This window comes from Sediminibacterium sp. (assembly GCF_030695065.1).
Classification (GTDB): Bacteria; Bacteroidota; Bacteroidia; order Chitinophagales; family Chitinophagaceae; genus Sediminibacterium.
On record NZ_JAUYTR010000021.1, the window covers coordinates 12,409 to 25,185 of the forward strand.

At 33.9% G+C, this 12,777-nt stretch carries 10 protein-coding genes and 1 other RNA gene; 6 read left to right on the forward strand and 5 right to left on the reverse strand.

Annotated elements, in window-relative coordinates; genetic code table 11:
• Window positions 1-4 precede the first annotated feature (4 nt).
• Entirely contained in the window at window positions 5-3,748 is a 3,744-nt protein-coding gene (locus Q8S25_RS09625; protein ID WP_305537168.1) for a HAMP domain-containing sensor histidine kinase, read from the forward strand.
• On the opposite strand, the gene Q8S25_RS09630 is transcribed toward Q8S25_RS09625, so the two are convergent.
• From Q8S25_RS09630 to rplU, 4 genes are all read right to left on the reverse strand, one after another.
• Complete coding sequence (locus tag Q8S25_RS09630) at window positions 3,745-5,421, reverse strand: DNA polymerase/3'-5' exonuclease PolX (protein WP_305537170.1); 1,677 nt, start codon at window positions 5,419-5,421, stop codon at window positions 3,745-3,747. The genes Q8S25_RS09625 and Q8S25_RS09630 overlap by 4 nt on opposite strands.
• Window positions 5,422-5,523: 102 nt before the next feature.
• Window positions 5,524-5,676 carry a hypothetical protein gene (locus Q8S25_RS09635; RefSeq protein ID WP_305537172.1) on the reverse strand — a complete coding sequence of 51 codons (153 nt, stop codon included), beginning with the start codon at window positions 5,674-5,676 and terminating at the stop codon, window positions 5,524-5,526.
• Between the two features lie 74 nt (window positions 5,677-5,750).
• The gene (gene rpmA, locus Q8S25_RS09640) at window positions 5,751-6,017 is read right to left on the reverse strand and encodes a 50S ribosomal protein L27 (protein ID WP_295189468.1); all 267 of its coding nucleotides are present in this window, start codon (window positions 6,015-6,017) and stop codon (window positions 5,751-5,753) included.
• A gap of 48 nt (window positions 6,018-6,065) precedes the next feature.
• Window positions 6,066-6,371 carry a 50S ribosomal protein L21 gene (gene rplU / locus Q8S25_RS09645; protein WP_295189465.1) on the reverse strand — a complete coding sequence of 102 codons (306 nt, stop codon included), beginning with the start codon at window positions 6,369-6,371 and terminating at the stop codon, window positions 6,066-6,068.
• 149 nt (window positions 6,372-6,520) lie between these two features.
• Between rplU and Q8S25_RS09650 the strand changes: the two genes are divergently transcribed.
• From Q8S25_RS09650 to Q8S25_RS09670, 5 genes are all read left to right on the forward strand, one after another.
• Entirely contained in the window at window positions 6,521-8,026 is a 1,506-nt protein-coding gene (locus Q8S25_RS09650; protein WP_305537175.1) for a GH3 auxin-responsive promoter family protein, read from the forward strand.
• A gap of 56 nt (window positions 8,027-8,082) precedes the next feature.
• Window positions 8,083-9,240, forward strand: coding sequence for a 1-deoxy-D-xylulose-5-phosphate reductoisomerase (locus Q8S25_RS09655; RefSeq protein ID WP_305537177.1), 1,158 nt, complete (start codon window positions 8,083-8,085; stop codon window positions 9,238-9,240).
• A 32-nt stretch (window positions 9,241-9,272) separates the two neighbouring features.
• Complete coding sequence (gene rseP, locus Q8S25_RS09660) at window positions 9,273-10,622, forward strand: RIP metalloprotease RseP (protein ID WP_305537179.1); 1,350 nt, start codon at window positions 9,273-9,275, stop codon at window positions 10,620-10,622.
• 6 nt (window positions 10,623-10,628) lie between these two features.
• Window positions 10,629-11,000: a transfer-messenger RNA gene (gene ssrA / locus Q8S25_RS09665) on the forward strand.
• Window positions 11,001-11,184: 184 nt separating this feature from the next.
• Window positions 11,185-11,667, forward strand: coding sequence for a DUF2147 domain-containing protein (locus Q8S25_RS09670; RefSeq protein WP_305537181.1), 483 nt, complete (start codon window positions 11,185-11,187; stop codon window positions 11,665-11,667).
• A gap of 2 nt (window positions 11,668-11,669) precedes the next feature.
• On the opposite strand, the gene Q8S25_RS09675 is transcribed toward Q8S25_RS09670, so the two are convergent.
• Complete coding sequence (locus Q8S25_RS09675; RefSeq protein WP_305537182.1) at window positions 11,670-12,689, reverse strand: DUF6268 family outer membrane beta-barrel protein; 1,020 nt, start codon at window positions 12,687-12,689, stop codon at window positions 11,670-11,672.
• Between the last annotated feature and the right edge of the window lie 88 nt (window positions 12,690-12,777).

A 12,777-nucleotide genomic window follows, 5' to 3' on the forward strand; every position in this document is an offset into this window, starting at 1 on the left:
TCAGTTGTTAACTAGTATTAAAAATGCAATTTTCAAGCATGGTTATTTAATTATAACTGCAGCATGGTTGTATACTATCTCGTTTATTTTTTCAAATTATTTCAGTTATAACTCTGGTCCAGATAAGGTTAAACAAAATCTAGAGCGTAGAATTCATGATGAAGAGCAAAAGTTTATACAGTTCGCTAATGATACTACTAAATTATCAAGATTAATTTTTGACTCATCTAGTAATGTGGTGGAGTTAGCACTAGAAAGTGGCAAATCTGGTATTTTTGTTTATAAAGTTCTTTCTAATGCTAGGTTGTCTGAATTGTATTGGAGTACCAATAAAATGACTGTTCCGCCCTCATTTCTTTACACAAAATCAACTTTGCAATTCTTCAATAGATCGAATGGTCAATTTTTACTTTCAAAGAAAACAATATATTTGAGAAACAATGATTTTCTTATTGTTAATGTATTACCCATTAAGTGGTCCTATTTTATTGAAAACAAATATTTTAGTGCAGACTTTGTTGATTTTCCTGGCTTAGATGAACAATACGCTATTACCAATAACTTGGCTCATAGGCCTATTTATAGTAAAGATGGGATATTTCTTTTTAGTATTGAACTAAAAGAAGGGAAGCAGTTTGTGTCGTATGATATTATCACCATTTTGTTTCGGATAGCTGCGATACTTTTGTTTTTGCTTTTTATTCATGCTATTTCAAGCGACTTGATTGAGCAACATGGTTTTAAAAAAGGGTTTCTTTTTCTTCTTCTCTCAATTTTTATACTAAGAGTGATTTCTTATTTGTTTCCATTCCCATTTGACTATTCTAAACTTTCGCTTTTTGATCCTTCTATTTATGCTTCAAATTTTTTGCATCCTTCTTTAGGGGATTTGTTTTTAAATGCAGTCCTATTTTATTGGGTAATGCGTTTTGTAAAAAACAATTATTCAACTAATATAAATCTTACAAATAGTAATTCTTCAAGTATAGTAAAAGCAGTTGGAATCTTTATATATACGACCTCTGCATTTTTTATAGTAGGTATTATTCAAAGCTTAATAAGAGACGCCAAAATATCATTTGATGTAACCAACTTCTTTAGTTTAACAATATACAGTACCATCAGTATCGTAATTTTATGTTTTTTAGTATTAGGATTTTTTTACTTATCTCAATTGATTATTGTACCTAATCTTGGCTCAAGAAAATCTTTGGGGTTACCAATTGTAATGGTAATATTGAGTGGGTTTATCAATATACTAATTCAATACAATGCTTCGCAAATTGGGTTTCATTTTATTGTTATAGGCTGGTTGCTTTTATTTATGCTATTACTTAGAATTAGAGGTTCCGATTTGAGAATTCAAATTATTAAGTCCTCTTTTTTTATTTTTTGGGTAATGCTTTTTGCAATGTCAATTGCTGCTCTTGTTATTCACCAACATAGATTGGTTGAATTTGAACAACGAAAAAGAATTGCTGAGAAGCTGGCTATTCAGTCTGATCCGTCTGGCGAAAACTTATTGAAAATTGCTGCAACTAATTTTAATAATAATTTTTTAAGTGAAAATTTCGATCGCTTTCATGAAAGTGAATATGCTAATAAGTTTGTAAAAGATAGTTTAATTAACCAAAACTTTTCGGGATATCTCAATAAATACGATACTAGAATTTACACATTTGATAGCTTGTTTCATCCATTATTTAATGAGGATTCGCTGAATTATTCATCTATAAAAACCATTGTGCTTAATCAGTCTGCTAGTACTGATGTACCTAATTTATATACTTACGAGAATAATTTTGAAGGGTTTAATTATATTTATCAAGTTGCTGTTGAAAGAAATAATACGCCTATTGGGTACTTGTTTATTATACTGAATGCTAAAAGATATAAAAGCGAAGCTTTGTATCCAGAATTGTTTAATCAATCGCAAGATGTAATTGCAGATTTAAACAGTAATTATGCTTATGCCATATACAATAAAGGAAAAATAATCAACCATTTTAACAACTATAACTTTCCAACACAGCTAAGTTCTTCAGCTTTACCACAATTTGAGTTTGTCTATAAAATGGAAGGAAATTTTTCGGAATTGTGGTTTAATGCTGGGAACGATAGGCAAGTTGTAGTTGTCAAAAGAAGTACTTGGGTTATAGAGGCAATTACATTGTTTGCTTATTTGTTTTGTTCTTTTTTGTTAATCATATTCATTTTTCATATTGGAGAATTAATTATAAAAGCGAAGTTTAAATTAGATGAATTAAAGAAATTGTTGAGGTTTAATATTCGTACGCAAATTCAAGCCACTATTATTTTTGTGAGTGTTTTCTCTTTTTTAGTGATTGGGATTGCAACTATATCTTTTTTTATTTATAGATATAACCGTTCGAATGAAGAAAGATTATCTAAGTCAATTCAGGTAATGGCAAATGAGTTGAATGCAAAGGTTGTTAGTATTTTAGCTTTAGACGATGAGCCGAATAATTCAGGAGTCAAAAATGAGTTGGAACAAGTGATTGCCGAAATTTCTGATTTACATAATGTTGATATTAACTATTACAATGCACAAGGAGACCTAATTATTTCTACTCAGCCATATATTTATAATAAGAACCTCCTAAGTAAAAAGATGGATCCTGTTGCGTACATTGAGATGCATCGTGAAAATCGATTAAGATTTATTCAATCTGAAACCATTGGCAGTTTTGGTTATTTGAGCATTTATATTCCTTTAATGACTGATACAGGTGAAACCTATGGGTATTTAAATATTCCTTACCTCAATTCGCAAATTGATCTAAACCAAGAAATTTCTGGATTTCTTGCTACTTTAATCAATTTAAATGCCTTTATATTCTTATTGGCTGGAGCTATTGCGTTTTTTATTACCAATCAAATTACCGCATCATTAAGTCTTATTGGGGCTACAATGAAGAAAATGAATCTCGGTGTTAAGAATCAGCAAATTGATTGGAATAGAGATGATGAAATTGGCGTCTTGGTAAATGAATACAATAATATGGTTCGTAAACTTGAATTAAGCGCAGCATCTCTAGCTAAAACCGAAAGGGAAGGTGCTTGGAGAGAAATGGCTAGACAGGTTGCTCACGAGATAAAAAACCCACTCACCCCAATGAAATTAAGCATTCAATATTTACAACACGCCATTCAACAGGGTGCGCCTAACGTAAATATATTAAGTGCTAATCTTGCTAAAACATTAATTGAACAAATTGATCAGTTGGCAAAAATTGCTGGAGACTTTTCTCAATTTGCCAATATTGGGATTGTAAAATTGGAAACATTTTCAGTTACCAATACCATTCAATCCTTACAAAATTTGTATGCAGGTGATTCACTAGTAAGTATTAATGTAAAAGACGAATCTACTAATCCATTCATTGAGTCTGATAAGGTTCAAATAAATCGATTATTCATGAATCTTATTCAAAATGGGGTTGAAGCTGGTAAGGATTGGAATGGTAGGGCACAAATTGATATTCAATTGAGTAACTTAAATGAGTATATAGTCATTCATATTACCGATTATTCGGGGGGAATTCCTGCTGCAATGAAAGAGAATATGTTTAGGCCTAATTTTACAACTAAATCTGCTGGAACCGGTTTAGGTTTGGCAATCTGTAAGGGAATAGTGGAGCAAGCCAATGGATCTATTCAATACCAATCAACAGATGGGGTTGGAACAAAGTTCACCATTCAACTTCCTACTACTATTGTAGTCTAGCAACGTTTAGTTTGTTGTTGTTTAACAAACGCTTCAAATTGTGTTAAACTAAAGCTACTAAGATTCTGTTTTTTACTTAGTCCTGCTTTTTGGGCCACCAAAACGCCGTATTTGCAGTCCTCAAATCCATCAATAGTATGTGCATCTGGATTTATAGAAATAAGTACATTTTTTTCTAGGGCTTTTTCAATCCACCTCCAGTCTATATCTAATCTTCTTGGATGCGCGTTTAGCTCTATAACAACGTCGTTAGCGGCACATGCATCAATGATTAAAGCATGGTTAATAGGGTACCCAGCCCTGCTTAGTATAAGTCTTCCAGTCATATGACCTAAGATGCTAGTATACTTGTTTTCAATGGCTTTTAACAATCTTGCATTGGCTTTTTCTTCATTCATCTTTAAATTAGAATGAATAGAAGCTATAATAAGGTCGAAGCTGGCTAGTATTTCATCAGGATAATCTAGGCTACCATCGTTTAAAATATCGCTTTCAATACTTTTAAAAATCTTAAAAGGGGCAAATTGCTGGTTAATCTTGGCAATTTCTTGGTGCTGAGCAGCTACTCTTTCTATACTAAGACCATTTGCATAAAAAGCAGATTTTGAGTGGTCACTAATCACTAAATACTGCATTCCTTTTTCAATGGCAGCTTTGGCCATTTCTGCTAAACTATTACCACCATCACTCCATATACTATGCGAGTGTATTATACCAGTAATATCTTCTACATTAATTAAGCTAGGTAGTTCATTTTGCTTTGCTTTATGAATTATGGTTGCCGATTCTCTTTGACATGGCGGTATTGGACAACAATCATAAGTTGAAAAAATGGAATCCTCTAGTGGATATACCTTTGATCTATCCCAATGAGTAGTTTTGATCCACTCTTTTAAAAATTGCTCGCTGCAACTTGTTTCAAATAGTATTGATTGAAAATTATCTTGATTAGCTAGCCAAAATTGAACGGTAATATTGTGCTCATTTTTAAAGCTAATTTTTGATGCCTCATTCTCTTTTAATTGGAATGAAATGGAATTCATAAACGCTTTTAAGCTCTCCGAATTGGCTGTTGTTACCCAATCTATGGAGTCAATTATTTCCATTTGTCTTCTCATTTCTCCAGTTAATTGAAAAGTAAATGGTAAAGAAACAGTTAATATTTTTTCTAATTCTTTTGAAAAAGATTCAACTTGTTGGTATAAATATCTACCCATGGTGCCCATGTAAAATTCAATGGACTCCTTAATATTTTGTTGCGTTTTTTCTCCAAAGCCCTTGTATAATGTTAATCTATTTTCATTGCAAGCGTATAACAATTCCCCTAAAGTTTCTATTTCTAATTCCTTCCAAATAGTTGCAATTTTTTTTGGACCAATTCCTTTTATTTTGAGCATTTCTAAAATACCAGGAGGGGTATTTTGAATGATGTCTTCTAAAATTTGAAGCTTACCTGTTTGCAGCATTTCAATAATTCTATTACCTGCACTTTCTCCAATTCCTTTTATACTAAAAATAGTATTATGAGGCATTTCTGAGAGCTGTGTGGTAATTTTATCTACGCTAAAAGCCGCAGCAGCATAGGATTTAGCCTTAAATGGGTTTTCTCCATGAATATCCATTAGTTTGGCTAACAAAGAAAAATTACTGGATATTTCATCATTGGTTATCATGCTGGAAAATTATGAACTTGGATGCGTATAGTCAAATAAAAAACCCGTTCCAAAATTGGAACGGGCCTTAAATCTATTTCTGCTTGAGAAATAAGAAGAGAATTACTTCTTCTTAGCAGCTTTCTTAGGAGCGGCTTTCTTAGCAGCTTTTTTAGGAGCAGCTTTTTTTGCAGCAGCTTTTTTAGGAGCAGCGGCTTTCTTTGGTGCAGCTTTTTTTGCAGCTTTTTTAGGAGCGGCTTTTTTTGCAGTTGCCATGTTTTTTAGATTTAATGGTTAGTAAATAATACATTAAAAATAAAAATCTTATTTGGAACTACAAAAAATATTTTTTATGCAGTAGCTTCTGCAGGTAAAACAGATACTGTTGTTCTATCTGATTTTCCTTTTTTGAATTCAACTACACCATCAGTTAATGCAAATAATGTAAAGTCGGTACCAACTCCAACGTTCTTGCCAGGGTGGTATTGGGTTCCTCTTTGACGAATGATAATGTTGCCAGATAATGCAGGCTGACCACCATAGATTTTTACACCTAAGCGTTTGCTCTGAGAATCACGACCGTTCTTAACACTACCTTCCCCTTTTTTGTGTGCCATAATTGTATGATTTTAAATTATCGGAATACACCGATAAAGTGTTAATTACTAAGCGATGCTTTCGATTTTAATTCTGGTATAATGAGTTCTGTGTCCGTGCTTCTTACGAAAGCCCTTTCTTCTTTTCATTTTAAAGGCGATCACTTTTTCGCCTTGTACCAGGTCGCTAACGATTTCCGCTTTCACAGTTGCTTTAACAGCAGCTCCTGTTGAAATGTTACCGCCGTTGTCTACGAACAGTACATCGTTAAACTCTACTTTGTCTCCGGTTTTACCCTGCAGGTGGGGAACGTACAAATTTTGACCTTCTTGTACTTTAAATTGTTGACCTGCGATTTTTACTATTGCTAACATAGCTGTCCAAAATTAGGACGGCAAAGGTAGGGTTTTCAAGGGATATATCACAAAGAATTTAGAAATAAATTATTGCAAATTTAGGGTCAAAGCAGCCTAAACCGACACTGATAAGCCTATTTTTGTTATTCTGGTATCAATTTTAGCCTATGAACTTTAAATCTTTGCTGGCAAAACCCTTTGCCAATGTAATATATAATAAGACTCGGAAATCGATGATGCAGGCTGTTCAACACCAGGAAATCATCTTTAAGTCTTTAATTAAGCATGGTGCGGGTACTCAATTTGGGAAAGACCATTCTTTGGAACAGGTTGCAGACCATGCAGGCTTTACACAAGCGGTGCCAATTAGAGATTATGAATTAATTAAACCATACATAGAGCAAATTAAGCAAGGGAAAGCCAATGTACTTTGGAAGGGGAAGCCCATTTATTTTGCCAAAACCAGTGGAACTACTAGTGGGGTAAAATATATACCAATAACCAAAGAATCAATTCCTAATCATATTCAAACCGCCCGAAATGCGCTTTTTTGCTATATGGCTGAAACCGGAAATACGGCTTTTGCCAATGGAAAAATGATTTTTTTAAGTGGTTCCCCTGTGTTAGAAAGAACCGGTAATATTCCCACTGGTAGATTAAGTGGAATAGTTAACCACCATATTCCTGCCTATTTAAGATCTAATCAATTACCCAGTTTTGAAACAAATTGCATAGAAGATTGGGAAACTAAGCTTGATAAAATTGTTGCTGAGACCATTAATAAAGACATGACTTTAATAAGTGGTATTCCTCCTTGGATGCAAATGTATTTTGATAGGTTAATTGAAAAAACGGGTAAAAATATTTCAACTTTATTTCCTCATTTTAGTATCATGGTTCAGGGAGGTGTCAACTTTGAACCCTATAAAGCCAGACTTTTTGAAAGCATTGGAAAAAAGATTGATTCAATTGAATTGTTCCCAGCTAGTGAAGGTTTTTTTGCTTTTCAAGATAGCCAAGACCAAGAAGGAATGTTGTTGAATACCAATAGTGGCATTTATTTTGAGTTTATACCTGCCGGAGAAATCTTTAATGAATTCCCAACCAGACTTAGTTTAAAAGATGTTCAACTTGGCGAAAACTATGCACTTATCATTAATAGTAATGCTGGATTATGGGGCTATAATATAGGAGACACTATCAAATTCGTCAGTTTAAATCCATACCGAATTATTGTTACTGGTAGGACCAAGCATTTTATTTCTGCTTTTGGAGAACATGTAATTGGCGAAGAGGTAGAAGCAGCTTTAAAAGCGACCTTAGACGCTTATCCTGCAAAAGTTACTGAGTTTACTGTAGCTCCAATGATTCAACAAGGTGAGGGCAAGAGTTACCACGAATGGTTTATTGAATTTGAGTCGTTGCCCAATAACATGAATATTTTTGCTCAATACCTGAATGAATCATTAAGTAATAAAAACGTTTACTATCAAGACTTAATGAAGGGTAATATTTTGTTGCCACTTAAAATTCGGTTGATTCAAAAGAATGGATTTATTGATTATATGAAATCAATAGGGAAGCTCGGGGGGCAAAATAAAGTTCCTCGATTAAGTAATGATAGAAATATTGCCAACCAACTAGTGCAATTTGTTCATCCGGGGAATGAGTAAGGAAAATTTTGGCATATATTGTGTACCTATGCCCAACTATAAAGGATAATATACCTATGAGTCAAAAACGCATTGCCATATTCGGTTCCACAGGATCTATTGGAACACAAGCACTGGATGTTATAAAAGCCAATCCTGAATTGTTTAGTGCAGAAATTCTTACTGCTCAAAGTAATGATGAACTGCTGATAAAACAAGCAATGCTTTTTAATCCAAATATTGTAGTAATTGGGGATGAAAAAAAATACCAAACGGTTAAAGCCGCACTAGCTCAAACCAACATCAAGGTTTTTGCCGGTGAAGATGCTTTAGCTGAAGCTGCATCCATTGACTGTTACGATATGATGTTGGCTGCTATTGTAGGTTATGCAGGATTGAAGCCTACCTTAAATGCAATTGAATTGGGTAAACCCATTGCATTGGCTAATAAAGAGACTTTGGTAGTTGCAGGTGATTTAGTAATGCAAAAAGCTGCAGAAAAACGAGTTGCTGTAATTCCTGTAGACAGTGAGCATTCTGCTATTTTTCAATGTTTGGTAGGTGAGGGTAGAAACAAAATAGAGAAAATTATTTTGACTGCAAGTGGTGGGCCTTTCTTAGGAAAAAAACCCAACTTTTTAGTTAATGTAAAAAGAGACCATGCTTTACAACATCCCAATTGGAGCATGGGAGCAAAAATTACAATAGACTCTGCAACCCTTATGAATAAGGGACTTGAAATGATTGAAGCAAAGTGGTTGTTTAATTTAGATGCTCATCAAATTCAAGTGGTCATTCATCCTCAAAGTATTATACATAGTATGGTTCAGTTTGAAGATGGAAGTATTAAAGCACAGATGGGCTTACCCGATATGAAATTACCAATTCAATATGCGTTGGCATTTCCGCAGAGAATTCCCAATGATTTTCCTCGTTACGATTTTAAGAAACCTAATACTTTAACATTTGAAGAGCCTGATGTAAAAACTTTTAGAAATCTTGCACTAGCAATAAAAGCCTTATATGATGGCGGAAATACGGCTTGTGTAATGAATGCTGCCAATGAAATGGCTGTTTTTGCATTTCTGAAAAATAGAATTGGTTTCTTAGATATTAATGAAGTAGTTGAACAAACCATGAATAAAATTGCTTTTATAGAAAAGCCAACTTTACAGGACTATTTTGATAGCGACGCAGAGGCCCGTAACTTTGCAGCTTCACTTTTACATATGTAATCATTAATTGAGCAAAAAAGAAGGGGTTTTATATGATGTTATTAGCTATTGATTGGGCAAGTGTTGGAGTAAAAGCTGGCCAGTTTATTTTATCATTCTCCATATTGGTTGTATTACACGAACTAGGACATTTTTTACCTGCAAAATGGTTTGGTTGCAGGGTAGATAAATTTTATCTATTCTTTGATCCTTGGTTTAGCTTATTTAAAAAGAAAAAAGGGGATACAGAATATGGATTGGGTTGGATACCATTTGGAGGCTATGTAAAAATAGCTGGGATGATAGATGAGAGCATGGATAAAGAGCAAATGAAAAAGCCTGCCGAACCTTGGGAATTCAGGTCTAAGCCAGCTTGGCAAAGACTGATTATTATGGTGGGTGGAGTAGTAGTTAATATACTTTTAGCCATTGTAATATTTATTGGAATTACTTGGTACTGGGGCGATGAGCAGTTGCCAGTAAAAAATCTAAAATATGGCGTTCATGTAGATTCATTAGGTAAGACTATTGGATTAAAAGATGGAGATAATGTTGTTGCAATGGACGGCAAAGCCATTGAAAATTTTGGATCAATTGAATCTGAATTGGTTTTAACTGAAGCCAAAGTATTAACAGTTATTAGAGAAGGGCAAACAGTTGAAATATCTATTCCTGCTAGTTTTATGCAGAATATTATTCAACAAAAAAAGTTTAGTGGGATGTTGGTTCCGCAATACCCAGTAATTGTTGATTCAATTAGCAATACTGCTGTATTTAATGCTGGTAAATTAGAAAAAGGAGATACTTTAATTGCTTTAAATGGCAAGTCGTTCACTTATTATCATGACTTTGATCAGTTAAAAAAAGAGGCAGCTAATACAGTGGCTCAATTAACTGCTATTCGCGGGAAAGACACTGTTCAAATTAAAGCCTTGGTGAATGACAAAGGAGCTATTGGATTTTTTCAAGTTAGTCCATTAACTATTTTAGGAACTGAACATATACAATATGACTTAATTGCTTCTATACCAATTGGATTTACTCGTTGTTGGGAAACATTAAGCAGGTATGTAACAGGGCTTAAGCAATTGTTTACCGGTAAAGTAAATGCAAGTGATTCTTTGGGAAGTGTAATCAGCATTGGGAATACATTTCCTGGTGTTTGGGATTGGGAACGTTTCTGGACTTTAACAGGTATTTTCTCTATTGTTTTGGCATTTATGAACATTCTGCCAATTCCTGCTCTAGATGGAGGTCATGCTTTATTTACATTATATGAAATGGTTTCTGGAAGAAAACCTGGCGATAAATTCATGGAATATGCCCAAATGGCAGGAATGATCCTATTGATGGGATTAATGGCATACGCTTTGGGGTTAGACTTCTGGAGATTATTTAAATAGACTTACGGGGCCGTTTTGGTTTTGACAGCATAGGTTACGGTTGGTGTAAGCATGCAGTGCGTTGGATAATTAGCACTTTAATCTGAATATTCAACCATTAATTGGCAATACTCAGTATGCCATGGCTGCTTAATCAGTGATTAAGTAACCATTTGGGCCGCCGCACAGGTTCGCTTCTTTCCATGTGCCGCCGCCGACTCAAAACAAAAGAAGATGCTGCAATAGTAGGCTGTGCTTATTGCTTAAGATTATCCAGCTAAGTGGCGAATTGGTTTGTTCTTTTCCTGTTCATCACCTACAATTAATAAAGAAATAAGCATGTAGAAAGCTAATGGTCACGATGTTTGGACACCGGTTCGAGTCCGGTCGGCTCCACCAAAGTTGGCTTAATAAGCCAAACAATAAAGCGACAACCCAATCACAATTGGGCTCGCTTTTTTGCTTTAGGATACTTTTTATTCCATTTAGTTGTAAAGGGTGTTAAAATAGTTTTAATAAGATATTTATAGATGCTGATTTTTTATTTTTGTTTAAATAATTGAACTACAATTTGATATTTACTATGGATACTCCAAAGTTTCTTTTTAAACAGAATATTTTTTTAACAATAGCCAGTTTTATTATTGTTTTTGTAACAAGTTCTTTTGTCTTTATGCAAGAAGAGTCTAGTGCAATTGTGGGTGTGTGGAAAACAGGTGATGGCAACGCTATGGTTAGAATTTATAAAAATGGAGAAAAATTTCAAGGCAAAATAGTTTGGTTAAAAGAACCAAATGATCCTGAAACAGGAAAACCAAAAGTTGATAAAAATCATTCTGATGAAGCTTTGCGAACTCGACCTATTTTAGGTTTAGTTAATATTTGGGGTTTTAATTACAAGGATAAAAATATTTGGGAAGATGGCAATATTTATGACCCCAAAAATGGTAATACCTATTCTTGTACTATTAAAATGCTAAACCCAAATACGCTTGAAGTAAGAGGTTATATTGGTGTTTCATTAATTGGAAGAACGGATACTTGGACCAAACAAGTTGCCAAGTAGTTTTAAGGTGAAACAAAATTTAGACTGATATTAAAAAATAACGGGTTCCCTAAATTACTCGAGAAATACAATTGGTTATTATTCTTTCCATTGTATTCATTCATAACATCAAATCGCCAGTTGTATCTCAATCCTGCTTGGGCACTTAACCAAATGAAGCCGCTTATTTTTTTATCCCAAATAATCCTTGGTTTTAATTCTCCACGCTGAATAAATACTGAGCCATTGGAACTATTGGGTAAATTCATTAAGAATTGGTTGCCTTCTAACTCAAAGCCGAATTGTAATATATTCGAGGTAGAAAAATTATATCTTAAATGTCCACGTGCAGGAAGCAATAATTCCATACCCCAACGATCATTAAATGTTTTATTCCAAAGGAACACCGGTATATGTAGAAGTTGTCCGGCACGATAAGTTCTTGAAATACCAGTTCCAATCATATTTTTTTCTGATGTTTTCCATCCGTAAATAGCGGTACCGCTAATGGTTAGGGCTTTCCCTTTAACGTCGCTAAATTGTTGAAACACCCCATTGTAATCTGCACTGGCTTGGAATATTAAAAAGTTTTTCTCATTCAAAGGCTTAAAAATAGTTGTGTTAATGCCAAGAGAAGTCATAGCGTTACTGTTTAATTTACTTGCAAATGCATTGCTTCCAGCATTTTCAATTGAGTACCTGCTAGCCCAATAATTTGTGCCCAATTGCCAAATGATTTTATTGGTAGAAATAACAGGAATATTTGCTTGAACTCTTAATGCGGAAACTTGATTTACTTGAAAGTCTTGAAAAGCAGGTAAAAGTGGTCCTAGTTTAACACCTGGTAAGGTAAAGCCTCCATGGTATTCGTAGCCTACGCTTATAATTTTTTGAGGTGTTTGATTTAAAACCTTTTGGGTACAATAGCGTTTTACGCCCTCCGCATCTCCAAATTTGCTATAGTCAAAAACTTCTGTAGTGTCTTCTTGTGCAATAGCACAAATTGAGAATAGCAAAGAAAAAATCAATAATATTTTTTGCATAATTATATTCTGTATTTTCAAACGCAAATATAATTAGCATTGGGAACTGATTTTTTGAGGCATATAACTGCTAACTATAATTAGCACT